The 12,891-nt window shown below is 63.1% G+C and carries 13 protein-coding genes and 1 riboswitch; of the genes, 4 read left to right on the forward strand and 9 right to left on the reverse strand.

Features of this window, described 5'->3' with window-relative positions; translation table 11 throughout:
* Nucleotides 1–12: 12 nt before the first annotated feature.
* A complete protein-coding gene (locus VE23_RS06220; protein WP_049867566.1) occupies nt 13–657 on the reverse strand; it encodes a TetR/AcrR family transcriptional regulator in 645 nt (214 codons plus the stop codon).
* A 176-nt stretch (nt 658–833) separates the two neighbouring features.
* On the opposite strand from VE23_RS06220, the gene VE23_RS06225 reads away from it, so the two are divergent.
* From VE23_RS06225 to VE23_RS06240, 4 genes are all read left to right on the forward strand, one after another.
* Nucleotides 834–2,015, forward strand: coding sequence for a YhgE/Pip domain-containing protein (locus VE23_RS06225; protein WP_048748668.1), 1,182 nt, complete (start codon nt 834–836; stop codon nt 2,013–2,015).
* A gap of 263 nt (nt 2,016–2,278) precedes the next feature.
* Entirely contained in the window at nt 2,279–2,851 is a 573-nt protein-coding gene (locus tag VE23_RS06230; RefSeq protein WP_049867567.1) for a GNAT family N-acetyltransferase, read from the forward strand.
* A gap of 235 nt (nt 2,852–3,086) precedes the next feature.
* A complete protein-coding gene (locus VE23_RS06235; RefSeq protein WP_048748667.1) occupies nt 3,087–3,824 on the forward strand; it encodes an MBL fold metallo-hydrolase in 738 nt (245 codons plus the stop codon).
* Nucleotides 3,802–4,371: a TetR/AcrR family transcriptional regulator gene (locus VE23_RS06240; RefSeq protein WP_021880482.1), complete on the forward strand. Its 570-nt coding sequence runs from the start codon at nt 3,802–3,804 to the stop codon at nt 4,369–4,371. Before VE23_RS06235 ends, VE23_RS06240 begins: the two co-directional genes overlap by 23 nt.
* A gap of 42 nt (nt 4,372–4,413) precedes the next feature.
* Here VE23_RS06240 and VE23_RS06245 read toward each other — a convergent pair whose 3' ends face one another.
* From VE23_RS06245 to VE23_RS06280, 8 genes are all read right to left on the reverse strand, one after another.
* Nucleotides 4,414–5,220, reverse strand: a complete 807-nt coding sequence (locus VE23_RS06245) for a TatD family hydrolase (protein ID WP_049867568.1) — start codon at nt 5,218–5,220, stop codon at nt 4,414–4,416.
* Nucleotides 5,217–5,993 (reverse strand): ABC transporter ATP-binding protein, encoded by a 777-nt coding sequence (locus tag VE23_RS06250; protein WP_049867569.1) that lies wholly within the window; start codon nt 5,991–5,993, stop codon nt 5,217–5,219. The genes VE23_RS06245 and VE23_RS06250 overlap by 4 nt, the downstream gene beginning before the upstream one ends.
* On the reverse strand, nt 5,990–6,766 hold the full coding sequence (locus tag VE23_RS06255; protein ID WP_048749817.1) for an ABC transporter permease: 777 nt from the start codon (nt 6,764–6,766) through the stop codon (nt 5,990–5,992). Before VE23_RS06255 ends, VE23_RS06250 begins: the two co-directional genes overlap by 4 nt.
* The gene (locus VE23_RS06260; RefSeq protein ID WP_048749819.1) at nt 6,756–7,058 is read right to left on the reverse strand and encodes a thiamine-binding protein; all 303 of its coding nucleotides are present in this window, start codon (nt 7,056–7,058) and stop codon (nt 6,756–6,758) included. The genes VE23_RS06255 and VE23_RS06260 overlap by 11 nt, the downstream gene beginning before the upstream one ends.
* Nucleotides 7,059–7,087: 29 nt before the next feature.
* Nucleotides 7,088–8,170: an ABC transporter substrate-binding protein gene (locus tag VE23_RS06265; protein ID WP_049867570.1), complete on the reverse strand. Its 1,083-nt coding sequence runs from the start codon at nt 8,168–8,170 to the stop codon at nt 7,088–7,090.
* Between the two features lie 144 nt (nt 8,171–8,314).
* Nucleotides 8,315–8,423: riboswitch (TPP riboswitch) on the reverse strand.
* A 75-nt stretch (nt 8,424–8,498) separates the two neighbouring features.
* Entirely contained in the window at nt 8,499–9,920 is a 1,422-nt protein-coding gene (locus VE23_RS06270; protein WP_049867571.1) for a GerAB/ArcD/ProY family transporter, read from the reverse strand.
* A gap of 4 nt (nt 9,921–9,924) precedes the next feature.
* Nucleotides 9,925–11,163, reverse strand: a complete 1,239-nt coding sequence (locus VE23_RS06275; RefSeq protein WP_021881109.1) for a Ger(x)C family spore germination protein — start codon at nt 11,161–11,163, stop codon at nt 9,925–9,927.
* Nucleotides 11,160–12,848 carry a spore germination protein gene (locus tag VE23_RS06280; RefSeq protein ID WP_232316820.1) on the reverse strand — a complete coding sequence of 563 codons (1,689 nt, stop codon included), beginning with the start codon at nt 12,846–12,848 and terminating at the stop codon, nt 11,160–11,162. The genes VE23_RS06275 and VE23_RS06280 overlap by 4 nt, the downstream gene beginning before the upstream one ends.
* Nucleotides 12,849–12,891 lie beyond the last annotated feature (43 nt).

Genomic DNA, 12,891 nt, shown 5'->3' on the forward strand with positions numbered 1-12,891 from the left:
AACCGGCAGGCTTCAGCGCTCCTCCGCTATCTTCGCCCCTCCAGGCGGAACTTCCTTCAAGCCGAGCGACACCAGCGGCCCATAGTGCATGAGGCGGATCATGATCCTCGCCATCTCCTCGGAGGTCAGGTTCATGCCCGACTCGATCCAGTGCATGAGGAAGCCGAAGTTGGCCGATGTCACATAAGCGACGAAGTAATCCGGAGGCATGATCGACTTGCCTTCCGGCGCGTACTTGACCTTCTCATAGATATGGGCCGTGAAAAGCTCGCGGAAGCGCAGGGCATAGGACATATCTCCTTGAGCTCCGACCATCGTGCGCAGAAAATCGGCATGCTTAGCCAGCTCGTCAAAAACGATGACGCCTTGGGGATAGGCTTCGTCCCGATCCGCATAAGCCCACGCCTCCTTTATATCCAGCTTCTCGACCTTAGCCCGGATCCGGCTGAACACATCGTCCTTCAGCTGCTGGAGCATATCCGGCACGTCCCGGTAATGCAGGTAGAACGTCCCCCGGTTGATGTTCGCGCGGCTGGCGATGTCGGTCACGGTCACATTCTCCGCTCCTTTTTCCCTGACGAGGTCCATGAGCGCTTCATAAAGCAGCTGTTTCGTCCGAGCCTGCCTCCGGTCCGGCTTGTTTGCGTTGTCCTGCATGTCTTTTCCTCCCGAAAATCAACCTGCTAATGAACACTCCATCTCATCGTGGCGAGTACTCGACACTTCGGAGAAATGTGATCATTGTGCTTTCTGCTGTTCCCATTATAATTAACAACGTGCTTTGTATTCAACAGAGTGTTCATTAATAGATAGAGAAGGAGTCGATAGAAGCCATGGCTATATTCAAGCAAAAAATGGTGTGGGCTGGAACGATCATCGTTCTGGCCGTTCTTGTCGTGTTCGGCGCGGCAATGATGGGGTCCGTACTGGGCACGAAGCCGAAGGAGGTTCCCGCGGCTCTGGTCGTCCTCGACCATCCTGCGGATCTTCCCGGCGGCGGCTCGCTGGCGGTCGGCGAAAAGCTGAAGGAGCAGCTGCTTTCCAATGACAAGCTTCCGATCAAATGGACCGTCCTCGATTCGGAGCAAGCTGCACGGGAGGCCTTGGACGCCAGAGAGTATTATGGAGCGCTTATCCTGCCCGCCGATCTCAGCTCCGGCGTCGCCTCGATAGCCGGCGCCTCTCCGCAGCAGCCCGCTGTGCGGGTTCTTGTCAGCGAAGGCCTGAATGCCCAGGCTTCGACCGTTCTCAGGCAAGGATTGGGCCAGGTCATGAGCATGGCGGGAGCGGAGCTGTCCAAGTCGATGCTCGCCGGAATCGCCCAGAAATCGCAGCAGCTTCCGGTCACCGTCGCCCAGGCTCTCCTCTCCCCGATTCAGGTGCAGGAAGAAACCGTTCATCCCGTAGGAGCGAACAACGCTTCCGGCAGCGCACCCGGCCTGCTCACCCAGATCATGTGGATGGGCAGCCTCGTCACCGCCATGATGCTGTTCCTGGCCGGAGGAAAAGCGATCCAGTCGGGAGCGGGAAGGCCGGCGGCGGTCGCCTGGCAGCCGGTCATCGGCGTCGCCATCACCGGCATTGCTTCGGGCTTCCTGGTGTGGACCGCTTCCTCCTGGTACGGCATGGAGCTTGCGCATTCGCTGGACACCTGGCTGTTCCTGTGGCTGGCCGCCGTCACCTTCTATATGCTGCAGTCCGCGCTGCTCAACTGGATCGGGCTCCCGGCGATGGCGATCCTCGTCCTGCTCATGTTCTTCTCCATGCCGCTGCTCAACATGGCTCCGGAATTTCTGACCGATACGACTCATTTCTGGATTTATTCGTGGACTCCGCTTCGTTTCGCGGCCTACGGCATGAGGGAAGTGATGTACTTCGGCGGTCTGGATTCGGCAGGAGGCAGCGCCGCCGTGCTGGCGGGCATCGCAGGCGCGTTCCTTCTCGCGCTGCTGGGATCGGGATGGAAAAAATCCCGGGCCGCCGGCAAGACCGAAACGGTCCCGGCGTCGGCGTGACGGTCTGCTCCGATCGCCGAGCGAGACCGGGCCGGCATGAGGCCTGGAAATCCAGCCCGTCTTCCGACTGCGGCCGGCATCTTGACTGCGGCCGTCCGGCTTGAACGGCGGCTGCAGAGAGAACCGGGCGCAGCCGGCAGGGACAGCTTGGCGTTCGGTAATGGGTCGGGCTTCATTTCCAAGCCGAGTTCGGGTATCCTGACAGGACAGGCAGCCGACTGCTGTTATCGGCGCAGCCTGACGAGACAAGGAGAACGAATGCCATGATGGAACTGCTGCAGATTCCCCAGGAGGACTGTCCTGCACACCTGAAAGACCAGATCATAGCCTTCATGCGGACGGAATGGCCCCAAGCGTTCCAGGACGGGGAGCCCGTCGCTTGGCCAGGCAATCCGTCCACCCGGCCTTATTCGCTGATTTATGTCGACGATGGCGTCGTCATCTGCCATCTCGCCGTCCCTCGTACGACGATTTTTCATGAGGGAGAGACGTACGAAGCCTTTGGAATCAGCGAAGTGCTGACGAATCCGCTCTATCGCCGGAAAGGCTTCGGCCTGAAGCTGATCCGGGAAGCCTTTTCCTACACGATGGCGCAAAACGCCGATGTCAGCCTGTTCACCTGCCATCCGGATCTGGTCTCCTTTTATTCCCGGGGCGGATGGGAACGGGCCGACGGGCTGGCCTTGATCGGCGGCACGCGCGAGCGGCCTTTCCGCAGCGATTCCCTCGGCCTCGCGACCATGCTTCATCTCGCGTCCCCGAGAGCCCGCAGCCGTCGCGATGCGTTCCGATCAGGCGGCGTGCAGCTGGAGCTCGGCGAACGAATGCTATGGTAGGCGACTTGATCTCACGGCAGCCACATGACAGCGGCAGAACCGGGCTTGGGAGCCCAAACGGTTCTGCCGCTGTTTTTATGCTGGCGGTCTTCTTCATAGGGAGGAACGAATGGCCGCATCCTGCAGCTCCTTATCCATCCAAGGGAACCGCTCGGAAATGGGGGCTTGCAAAAGCTAATTGCATTAGTTATATTAAAGCTAATTAGATTAGTTTTCAATAAAAGGAGCGGCCCCCATGAAAACGGTTCGTCATCAAACGGTGCACCAGCTGGCTTTCCTTCCCCGCCTGTTCCCGGTCAACGCTTATTTCGTCGAAGAGGAAGACGGATTGACGCTGATCGACGCCGCGCTTCCCTACAGCTCGAAGGGCATTATGGAAGCGGCCAAAATCATCGGCAAACCGATCACCCGCATCGTGCTGACGCATGCCCACGGCGACCATGTCGGAGCGCTTGACGCTCTCAGAGAAGCCCTTCCTTACGTTCCCGTCTACCTGTCGGCCCGGGATGCCAGACTGCTCGACGGGGATTTGTCTCTGGACGAGGGAGAACCGTCCACTCCGATCCGCGGCGATATTCCGAAGAAGGTGAAGACCCGCCCCGACGTGCTGCTGCGGGACGGAGACCGGATCGGTTCGCTGACCGCCATCGCCGCACCCGGACACACTCCCGGCTCGATGGCGTTTCTCGATGCGCGGAGCCGCGCGCTCGTTGTCGGGGATGCGTTCCAAGTCCGCGGCGGCTTCGCCGTCAGCGGCCAGATGCGGATTTTGTTCCCATTTCCGGCCATGGCTACCTGGAACGCGGACGCTGCGCTGGAGTCTGCCCGCAAGCTCGCCGCGCTCAAGCCCTCGCTTATCGCTGCCGGGCATGGACGGATGATACAGCAGCCCGCAGCCGTTCTGGAGCGGGCCATCCGGCAAGCCGAATTCCGCCAAGGAGGCAAAAGCCATGTCGCCGCGAATCGGTCTTGATCAAGGGACGCTGCTGGGAGCGGCGGCCGAGCTGGCCGACGCCCAAGGCTTCGAGGCCGTAACGCTGGCGTCGCTGGCCCAGAAGCTGAATGTCCGCTCTCCCTCTCTCTACAATCATGTCGCGGGACTGCCCGAGCTTCGGAGACTGCTCGCCCTGAACGCGCTGGAGCGGCTTAACGAACGCCTCGCGCTGGCGCTCGACGGCAAGCAAGGCGACGAAGCCTTGAAATCGTTCTGCGCCGCTTATCTTCAGTTCGCGCGATCGCATCCTGGGCTTTATGAGGGGATCCAAAGGGCTCCCGAGCCGGACGACGAGCAGCTTCAGCAAGCAGGCGGCACCATCGTGCGGCTTGCGCTCGAAGCCATGTCGGGCTTCGGGCTGCAGGGCGATGCCGCCATCCACGCGGTGCGCGGCATCCGCAGCCTGCTGCATGGCTTCGCCTCGCTGGAAAGAATCGGAGGCTTCGGCATGCCGCTTGACCTCAACGTTACGTTTCGCATGCTGGTGGATACGTACATGGAGGGACTTCGCCAGCTGGCAAAATAACCGAAGCGGCGCCCGGATAGAATCCGGGCGCCGCCTTTGTGTTCAGGAAAAATACAATCTGCGCGCGTTCGCGGCCAGCATAGAGGCAGCCTCCCGCTCGTCCATTCCTCTCAGACGGGCAATCTCCCTGACCGACTCCCGAATCATAAGGGGATGGGTCGCCTGCCCGGCGAACGGCCCTTCGAACGGCCAGGGACCGTCCGTCTCCGTCATGAGGCGCTCAAGCGGGTATGTGGCGGCAAGCAGGCGGATTTCCTCCTCGTACAGCACATCCGGAGTGAGCGAGACGTACCATCCGGCATCCGCAAGCATTCTCGTCGTGGCCTCATCTCCCTTGTACCAGTGAAAATGCGCGCGTGCGACGCCGAATTCCCGCAACAGCTCCACCGCCTTGGCGGCATCCTCGTAGACGGCGTGCAGAATGATCGGACGGCCGGTGTCGGCGGCAAGGGAGACGAATTCCCTCAAGATGCGCAAGTACCCGGATTCGTCGAACCCTTTTCCCTCCGCTTGCGCTTCCGTCCGCATGTAATAGGGAAGTCCGACCTCTCCGATCGCGAACGCTTCCCCGGCTTCATGGCGATTCCGGATCCAGGCCAGAAGCGCCTGCATTTCGGCCTCGTCCGGCAGCTCCTGCTCGGGATGCCAGCCATAAGCGGGCATGATCCGGCCCGGATGCCGCCCGGCCAGCTTGCGCGTCCGCTCGGCGGAATCCAGATCCATGGATACGGCCACGACAGCGGCCACGCCGCCGTTGAACGACTGCTCGAGCATCGCTTCCAGCTCATCCGCAGCATACTGCTCCAGATGGATATGGGCATCGACGAGAGGCAGATGGATCGGTTTCATAACGGCATATCCCCCTCTTCCAGGCTTCCGAGCGATTCATAGAGAGACTCCTTCAGCTCGCCGAACCGCGGATCGCTTCCCAGCTTTGCGCTGCGCGGCCGCGCAAACGGAACCTGGAGCTCCCGAACGACGACGGCCGGCGATGCCGACAGGACGAGAACGCGGTCGGACAGCAGCAGCGCCTCCTCGATGGAATGCGTGACGAACAGCACCGAGCGGCGCTCCTCCTCCCACAGCGACAGCAGCCAGCGCTGCATCCGCTGCCGCGTCAGCGCATCAAGCGCGCCGAACGGCTCGTCGAGCAGCATGAGCGGCTGCGGCGACAGCAGCGCGCGCAGGAACGAGACTCGCTGCTGCATGCCGCCGGACAGCACATGCGGGTAAGAGCGGGCATAGGCTTCCAGTCCGAGCCTGCGCAGCCCCTCGTCGGCGAGGCGCTTCGCTTCGGCGCGGTCTCGGCCCGCGATGCGCAGCGCCAGCTCGATGTTGCCCCGGACCGTGCGCCACGGCAGCAGGGCTGCCTGCTGCGGCATATACGCGGCGCGGCCGGCTCCCTCCGAAGCCGGCTTCCCGGCGAGCATAATTTCGCCGGAGTCCGGCCGCTCCAGCCCCCCGATGAGGCTGAGCAGCGTCGTTTTGCCGCTGCCGGAAGGGCCGACGAGCGAGACGAATTCGCCTTCGCCCACCGTCAGGCACACTCCGCCAAGCACCTCGACGCGACGGCCCCCGCTGCCGAACGACTTGCGCAGATTCCGTATTTCCAGCACGTTCATCTTCCATCCTCCTTGCGCGGCCGCCAGCGCAGCGTCAGCTTCTCCGCGCCTGCGACGGCCGCGAACAGCATCAGGCTGAGCATCACGACAAGCGCGACTCCGGCGAATACAAGCGAAGTCTTGAAGCCCTTGGAGGACAGCAGCATGAAGTAGCCGAGCCCCCGGTCGGAGCCGATCCACTCCGCCACGACCGCGCTCGTCACGCTGTACGAAGCCGCAATCTTGAGGCCCGAGAACAGCTGCGGCAGCGCGCCCGGCAGCTCCAGGCCGAGGAAGCGGCGCCAGCGGCCCGCTCCGATCATCCGCATGTACCGCTCCAGGCCCGGGTCGGCTCCCTGCAGGCCGCCGAGCATGGCGACGCAGACGGGAAAAAAGCAGACGAGCATGACGAGCAGCAGCTTCGGCAGCAGTCCGAAGCCGAACCAGATGACGAGCAGCGGCCCGATTGCGATGACAGGAATGTTCTGCGACAGGACGAGCAGCGGATAGAAGCCCGATCGCACGAGCGGCAGCAAATGCAGGACAGCTCCCAGCAGCAGGCCTGCGGCCGCGCCCCCGGCGAAGCCGAGCAGCGTCAGGCTCAAGGTCGCACCCGTGTGCTGCGCCAGCCTCGGGCGCGCCGACCAGGCATCCCGGGCGATATCGCTCGGGGCGGGCAGCAGCCACGCCTCCGTCCCGGACAGACGCACGGCCGCCTCCCACAAGAGCAGGAAGGCGGCCATGACGACGACCGGAGGCAGCAGAGCCCTCCAGCGTATCGTTCTACTGTCCATCCGGGTATTTTTCCAGCAGCCGGTCCATCGAGGCGCCGTTCTCCGGGTTGTAGTATATCTTCACCTGAGAGATGACGGAGGGGCAGCCCATCGCCGCCATCTCCTTGCTCATCTCCGCGACGACGGCGAGCAGGCGCACGAGGTCGCCCTCCATCGTCGTCTCGAGCGGCGCGACGCGGTACGGCACGCCGGCCTCCTTGATGATCTCGATCGCCCGGTCCACGTACGGAAGCACGCTTTCCCCGCCGGGCGTCGTCGGCAAAATCTGAATGCTTACAAGCGCATTGGCCATATCCGGTTCCCTCTCCCCGTCAGCCGGCATCAGGATGCCGGCAAGTAATCGTTCGTGAACGCCTTGGACAGATCCGGCAAGGTGTCCAGCAGCTTGTGCTCATGCATCCACTCGGCATAATTCGTCCAGACTTCCGCCTTCTGCTCGCCCCAGCGCGGAGCGTCATCCTGATATTTGGGGCTCAGCCACTTCTGGCTGGCGCGCACCAGCTCCGGATTGAGGTCCGGAACGGCCTTGATCAGGATGTCCGCGGCGGCGTCGGGTTCGGAGATCGCGTAGGCGTAACCCTCGGAAGCTCCGGCCATGAACGCCTTCACCACATCAGGGCTTTCCTGGATCAGCTTTTCGCTCGTTTCCAGCACCGGCGTGTAGTAATCCAGCTTCTTGCTGTAGTCGGTCAAGTACACCATGTTCAGCTTCTCCCCGCGCAGCTCCGCCTCCACCCCTGTCCAGGCGTAATAGATCCAGGCGAAGTCGATATTCCGCTTCACGGCGGTGAAGAAGTCCGCGTTGCCCATGTTGACGATCTTGACCTTGCCGACATCGGCGCCCTGCTCCTGCATGAGCGAGGAGATGACCTCCTGCTCGACCGGGGCTCCCCAGCCGCCGTAGGTTTTGCCCTCGAATGCCTTCGGCTCCTTGATGCCCTTGGCCTCCGGCGAAGCAAAGCCGGAAGTGTTGTGCTGGATGACGGCCGCCAGCGACACGAGCGGCAATCCCTCGCTGCGGGCGAGCGTAATGTTCTCCTGGTAGCCGACGCCGAATTCAGCCTCTCCCTTGGCGACCAGCGTGTCGGCGGCCGTCCCCTCCGGCGGCTGCACGATCTCGACGTCGAGGCCGTGGTTCAGGAAAAAGCCCTTGTCCCGGGCGACGTACAGGCCGGTATGATTCGTGTTCGGCGTCCAGTCGAGGACGACCTTCACCTTCTTGACCGGCGCGGACGTGCTCGTTCCGGCGCTGCCGGAAGGCGCAGGCGTCGCTGTGCCGCTGTTCCCGCTGCCGTTGTTCCCGCCGCTTGCGCCGTTCCCGTTCCCGCCGCAGCCTGCCAGCAGCGTCGCCAGAACAAGTGCGGCCAGCCCCGCTTTTTTGCCCATCCTGCTTGAAATGCCCATGTTGCTTCCCCTTCTTTCTCTCGCAGCCGTGAGCCCGCCCGGGCCTTGTCCGGAGCGCCAGCATGAGAGGAACAATAAAAAAAGACGTCTCCCAAGGAAGACGTCTTCGTCACGTGAATCCTGTTGCGCCCGAGGGCGGCAAAAGGCTCGGATGACATGCGGTTCCTACGCTGGCATTATCCAGATCAGGTTTAACGGGTCGGGATGCTTCTCCCCTCTCAGCCGGCGTACGCCAGCTCCCCAGGCTCATTCGGTTGTCAATAGAGCCATTATAGCAGAGAAGCCTTTTATTGCAACCTTCCGTGTCGAAATTTGCGGGCGCGCGGCATCACGTAGAGCCGGCTTCCGGACTTTCCGAGCCTGAAGACGGCTGCTTGGCGTCAGAGTCGGCAGGCGCTCCGCGAGCCTTGTTCCGCTCGCCGTTTTTGCCGTCAGAGCCAGGACTCTCGTCCTGCTGCCCGTCCTGGCTTCCGGCCTTTTCGGCGCTCCCATCGGCTCCTGCCTTCCCGTTTCCCGGCTGTCCGCTTCCGCTTGCCTCGGCTCCGCCGGCCGCCGCATTCTCGGCTCCGCTTTGGCCGCTGCCGCTCTGACCGCCGGCCTCCCGGCCCTTGGCCTGACCGCCGGCTCTCGCCTTTGCGCCGCCTTGCCCCGCTTGCCGCTGCGCTTTCTTTTTGACCCATCCGATTCCCATGACGAGCATGAGCAGCGGCAGCGCGATCTGGTAATAGGGACTGAATTTCAGGTAGACGGTCATGCCCGTCCACAAATGCTGCGACATGATCGGCTCCAGGAAGCTTGCCGTGAAGATGAGCGGGGCCATGACGAGGGCGCCGGCCCGATAGGGAACTCCCCAGGCTGTCCGCAAAGCGATGACCGAACCGAAAAACAGTCCCGTAGCCTTGACGTACAGCCCGATGTACAGCAGCAGCGTCACAAGAATATCGAGCCGCTCCAGAAAGTTGAACAGCCGGATCTGCTCCACCGCCTCCAGCGTCGGAAGCGCGGGGAGCCGGTACAGCTCCGGACCGAGCACCATCATCAGCACCATGTTGACCGCGATCAGGAACAGCGAGACGCCGATGTAGGCGCCATAGGACATCGCGCCTGTGGACGGGGAGCGTCTGGCATAGGTCCAGAACATCATCAGCACCATGACCTGTCCGAACGGAAACGGCAGGATATCGGGAAACGCCGCGTGCAGGACCGGCCTGAAGCCGTTCTCCAGCACAGGCCGCAGACGGTTGAAGTCGAGCAGGCCCGACGCCAGAAACAACCCCAGAAGGGAAATGTAGCTGACGGCCAGCACCGGAATCAGCACTTGGTTGACCCGGAAAAACGCCTCTACTCCCTGCCTGGCGGTGTAGTAGACAATTCCCGTCAAAACCAGCATCGTGCACCACATCGGCGTCTGGGGCAGCAACGTGGCGGAGATCAGCTCCCCGAAGTCGCGCACGTTGCGCATCGACTCCAGGGCGAAGACGACAGCCAGCGCAGCGCCGAGCAGGCCGCCGAGCAGCTTGCCGAAATGCAGCTTGTACAGCCCGACCAAGTTCGTGTCGGGGGCCCGGTTGTAGAGCGCGCGGTAGACGAGCAGCAGGCAGAAGCCCGCGGCGGCAGCGATGCTGATCGCAATCCAGGAATCCTGTCCCGCCTCGGAGCCGAGCTCGAACATCGGGGTGCTGCCGATGGTGAACAGCACGAGGAAGACGGCGATCTGCCCCGCGCTTACGCTTGCTTCCTTCGCTTTCATGCCCTCACTTCCTCTCCCGGCTGTCCTCGCTCGCCTGCTCGTAGGAGCGGTTGCTCCGGCCTGTCTTGATCAGTCCGACATGGACCCCGATCTCGGCTTTCATTTCGGGGTAGAACCTGCTGTTCCACTCCGCAGCGATTCCTTTCCATGTACGCGGATACTTCCGCCGCACCGCTTCGCCGATGCCGGCCACATCCGCCTTCAGTCTCTGGGAAGCCTGGAGTCCGTCCTCGATGTCGGATCGGACCTGCTGGCCGAGCATCCGCTCGATGCCGGCCACCGCAGCCGGGTCATGAAGATTTCCGCCGCATGTATACTCGAACAAGGTTGCGTCCGCCTCCACATCCGCCTGAAGCAGCCAGCCGTCTCCGCTCCGCGCAGGCTTCATCTTCGTCTTGAGCCCGGTGATCCGGGCGCTGTTGACCTTGGGTCCTCCTTCGCGGCACGGAAAGGAAATCGTCGTCCCGGACACTTCGCTGCGCAGCCAGAGCAGGCCCCGGCTCTCATGCGTGCGGATCCAGCCGATCATATGGTCGTCCCGGAACAAGGCCAGCTTCTGCAGCCTCACCTTCGAAGGCGTCGACGTGCTCTTGTTCGCGTCCACGCTGCGCACGCCCTCGCCCGATCCGCTGATCGCGATGCCGGGGGCGGCGGATGCGTGCAGCGGGCCCAGCAGCTGCAGCAGCATCGAATAGACGGTCTGGGGACGGAAGTTGCCCCCGCTCTCTTTTTCCAGCGCGATCAGCCTCGTCAAGGCGTTGCCCGATATTCTCTCCATCGGAAGCAGCTGCTCCAGGATGGGCCGGGCTTCGCCCTCGGTCACGAACACCATGACCGTCTCCCGGGAATTGCCGTTGCGGAGATAGACGTCCAGCAAGCCGCCGATTCCCTTGCGGGCGGCACGCTCGCCGATGACGACGACCTGGTTGTGCCCGAAGTAGAGGCTCCGGGACATCTCCTGCGTCGCCCGGGATACGGCGCCCCGCACGCTCTCTCCTTCCGTGGAGAAGACGTTGACCGGAGATTCCGTCGTGCTCGTGAAGCCGTTCTGGGAGGAGATGGCGCTTGGAATGACCAGCTGATAGCTGATCTTCCACTTCCCCTCCTCGGTGACGTCGATGCCGGTAGCCGCGATGATGCCGAGCTCATTGAGCTCCTTCCGGTCCCAGCAGCCCGCAAGCGGAAGGAACAACAGCGCCGCCGCCAGCAGCAGCGCCCAACGTCTGATGATGCCCCGGCTCATGAATTCTGGCGCTTGGGCTTGCCTCCGGGCTGCCTGCGCCTGCCTCCCTTCTGCGCGATGACCGGCCGTCTGACGAGGCTCCAGCGCGGCGCCCGGACGAACGTATCCTTCCATTCGCCTTTGACATACGGAGCGACCGGCTTGAGATAAGGCACGCCGAAGGAATACAGGCCGGCGAGGTGGATGATGACGAACAGATCGACCGAGATGATGCCGACAAAGCCGAGAATTCCCGCGCTGACCATGAGCAGGAAGCGGATCAGCCGCGCGGCGATGGCGATGTTGATCTGCGGCACGACGAAGTTGGAAATCGCCGTGAAGGCGACGATGATGACCATCGCCGCAGACACGAGCCCCGCCTGGACGGCGGCCGTGCCGAGCACGAGCGCTCCTACGATGGAGATCGCCGGTCCGATGGCGCGCGGCATTCGGACCCCCGCCTCGCGCAGCACCTCGAAGGTCAGCTCCATCAGGAATGCTTCCACCAAGGCCGGGAAGGGGACGCCCTCGCGCTGCGCGGACAAGCCGATGAGCAGGTTACTCGGAAGCATCTCCTGGTGGAAGGTCGTGATGGCGATATAGAGAGCCGGCAGATGCATGGAAATGAAAAAAGCGGCGATCCGGATCAGCCGCAGGAAGCTGGCGATGTCGAAGCGCTGATAATGGTCCTCCGGCGATTGAAAAAACCGGAAAAACGTCACGGGGCCGAGCAGCACATAAGGACTGCCGTCCACCACGACGGCGAAATGTCCCTCCAGCAGCCCGGCGGCAGCCTGGTCGGGCCGTTCCGTGTTGAGCACGGTCGGGAACGGGGTGAACGAGGAGTCCTGGATGAACTCCTCGATGTAGCCGCTGTCCAGGACGCTGTCGATGTCGATGTCGTCCAGCCGCCTGCGCGCTTCCTTCACGATCTCGGCATCCACGATGCCGTTCATGTACAGCAGCGACACCTCCGTGCATGTCTCCCGCCCGATGCGCCGCGATTCCACCGTCAATCGCTCCGAGCGGATGATTCGGCGGATGAGGCCGATATTCGTCCGGGCCGACTCCGTGAACGCATGCTGGGGCCCGCGGATGACCGTCTGGGCCGTCGGTTCGCCGACCTGGCGGGTTTCCCCGCCGGCCGCTTCCGCCGCCACCGCTTCGTCGCTGCCTTCGACGAGGAGCAGGCAGCAGCCGAGCAGCAGCGCGTCGAGCGCTCCTTCCAGCGTCCGCACCGGCTCCGTCAAGCCGGTGGAGATCACGTTCAGACGCAGCTGCTCGATGCGGTCCTTGAGCCGGCCTTTTCCCTTGAGGCTGCCGGGCGCCGCTGCCTCCGCCGCCTGCAGCGGCTCAAGGACGTTCTTGCGGATCGCCTCCTCGTCCACGATCCCCTGCAAATACAGCGCCGCCAGCTGGATGCCGGGAAGAGCCCCGCTGGACAGCAGCCGCAGGCGGAGGTCTCCGCTGTGATGGAACTGCATGCGGATTGCATGGGCGTTGGCGGCCAGCGAAGGGCTCAGCGCAGTAGCCGTCTTCCTCCTTCCGAGAGGAGGGGGCTTCGCTGCGCCGCCATTGCCGCCATTGCCGCCGTTGCTGCTGCCGGCTCTTCCTTTGCCGTCCTTGCCGCCGCTGGCGCCCCTGTGGCTTTGGCTGCCGCTTGCGCTGTTTTCCGCCGAGCCGTTTCCGTTTTGGGCTCCAGACAAAACAAACCCCTCCCTTATCCAGAATGACCTTATTCTGGGCATG

The sequence above is a fragment of the Paenibacillus sp. D9 genome (assembly GCF_001188365.1).
Classification (GTDB): Bacteria; Bacillota; Bacilli; order Paenibacillales; family Paenibacillaceae; genus Paenibacillus_O; species Paenibacillus_O humicus.

Coding starts and splice junctions, on each gene's coding strand:
- VE23_RS06270 (WP_049867571.1), bottom strand. CDS start 9,920: ATGAAAGCGAAGGAAGCAAGCGTAAGCGCGGGGCAGATCGCCGTCTTC.
- VE23_RS06240 (WP_021880482.1), top strand. CDS start 3,802: ATGTCGCCGCGAATCGGTCTTGATCAAGGGACGCTGCTGGGAGCGGCG.
- VE23_RS06255 (WP_048749817.1), bottom strand. CDS start 6,766: ATGGACAGTAGAACGATACGCTGGAGGGCTCTGCTGCCTCCGGTCGTC.
- VE23_RS06275 (WP_021881109.1), bottom strand. CDS start 11,163: ATGAGCCGGGGCATCATCAGACGTTGGGCGCTGCTGCTGGCGGCGGCG.
- VE23_RS06245 (WP_049867568.1), bottom strand. CDS start 5,220: ATGAAACCGATCCATCTGCCTCTCGTCGATGCCCATATCCATCTGGAG.
- VE23_RS06235 (WP_048748667.1), top strand. CDS start 3,087: ATGAAAACGGTTCGTCATCAAACGGTGCACCAGCTGGCTTTCCTTCCC.
- VE23_RS06250 (WP_049867569.1), bottom strand. CDS start 5,993: ATGAACGTGCTGGAAATACGGAATCTGCGCAAGTCGTTCGGCAGCGGG.
- VE23_RS06265 (WP_049867570.1), bottom strand. CDS start 8,170: ATGGGCATTTCAAGCAGGATGGGCAAAAAAGCGGGGCTGGCCGCACTT.
- VE23_RS06260 (WP_048749819.1), bottom strand. CDS start 7,058: ATGGCCAATGCGCTTGTAAGCATTCAGATTTTGCCGACGACGCCCGGC.
- VE23_RS06220 (WP_049867566.1), bottom strand. CDS start 657: ATGCAGGACAACGCAAACAAGCCGGACCGGAGGCAGGCTCGGACGAAA.
- VE23_RS06225 (WP_048748668.1), top strand. CDS start 834: ATGGCTATATTCAAGCAAAAAATGGTGTGGGCTGGAACGATCATCGTT.
- VE23_RS06230 (WP_049867567.1), top strand. CDS start 2,279: ATGATGGAACTGCTGCAGATTCCCCAGGAGGACTGTCCTGCACACCTG.